This is a genomic window from Streptomyces flavofungini, from assembly GCF_041028215.1.
Lineage (GTDB): Bacteria > Actinomycetota > Actinomycetes > Streptomycetales > Streptomycetaceae > Streptomyces > Streptomyces flavofungini_B.
The window spans coordinates 1-1,241 of the sequence record NZ_JASKYR010001291.1; the positions used below are offsets into that span (position 1 = coordinate 1).

The following is a 1,241-nucleotide window of genomic DNA, read 5'->3' on the forward strand; positions in this document are numbered from 1 at the left end:
CCGCAGGCCTCCTTGGGCTACAGGCCGTACTTGGCCCGGGCCTCCTTCACCGCTGATGCGGGGGCCTCGCCGCGGCGGGCGAGTTGGGCCAGGGCGGCGACGACGATGGACTCCGCGTCGATGCCGAAGTGGCGGCGCGCGGCGTCACGCGTGTCGGAGAGGCCGAAGCCGTCCGCGCCGAGCGAGGAGTAGTCCTGCTCGACCCACTGGGCGATCTGGTCGGGGACCTGACGCATGTAGTCGGAGACGGCCAGGACCGGACCCTGGGCGCCTTCGAGGGCCGTACGGATGTACGGGACGCGCTCCTCGCCGCGCAGGACGGCCTCGTCGGCCTCCAGGGCGTCGCGGCGCAGCTCGGTCCAGGAGGTCGCGGACCACACGTCGGCGGCCACGCCCCACTCCTCGGCGAGCATCTTCTGGGCCGCGAGGGTCCAGTGGATGGCCGTGCCCGAGGCGAGGAGCTGGACGCGCGCGGCGTTGGCGGCGGGGGAGAGGCCCGCCGTCTCCGCCGTGTTGAAGCGGTACAGGCCGCGCACGATGCCCTCGTCGACACCCGCGGGCTTCGCGGGCTGCGGCATCGGCTCGTTGTAGACGGTGAGGTAGTAGAAGACGTTCTGGTCCTCGCCCGGAGCCGCCTCGCCGTACATGCGGCGCAGACCGTCCTTGACGATCGCGGCGATCTCGTAGGCGAACGCCGGGTCGTAGGAGAGCGCCGCCGGGTTCGTCGCGGCGATCACCGGCGAGTGACCGTCGGCGTGCTGGAGGCCCTCGCCCGTCAGCGTCGTACGACCGGCGGTGGCGCCGACGAGGAAGCCGCGGCCGAGCTGGTCGCCGAGCTGCCACATCTGGTCGGCCGTGCGCTGCCAGCCGAACATCGAGTAGAAGATGTAGAAGGGGATCATCACTTCGCCGTGCGTCGCGTACGACGTCGACGCGGCGATGAAGTCCGCCATGGAACCGGCCTCGGTGATCCCCTCGTTGAGGATCTGGCCGTCCTTGGCCTCCTTGTAGTACATCAGCTGGTCGCGGTCGACCGGCTCGTACGTCTGGCCCTTCGGCGAGTAGATGCCGAGGGAGGGGAAGAGCGACTCCATGCCGAAGGTGCGCGCCTCGTCGGGGACGATCGGCACCCAGCGCTTGCCGGACTCCTTGTCGCGTACGAGGTCCTTGACCAGGCGTACGAAGGCCATGGTCGTCGCCACCGACTGGGAGCCGGAGCCCTTGTCGAAGGAGGCGAACGC

The 1,241-nt window shown here is 70.4% G+C and carries 1 protein-coding gene; it reads right to left on the reverse strand.

The annotated features are described in order from the left end of the window. Positions 1-17: 17 nt before the first annotated feature. Positions 18-1,241: transketolase-like TK C-terminal-containing protein (locus AB8Z36_RS40525; protein ID WP_440582138.1), on the reverse strand; the 1,224-nt coding region annotated here is incomplete at its 5' end.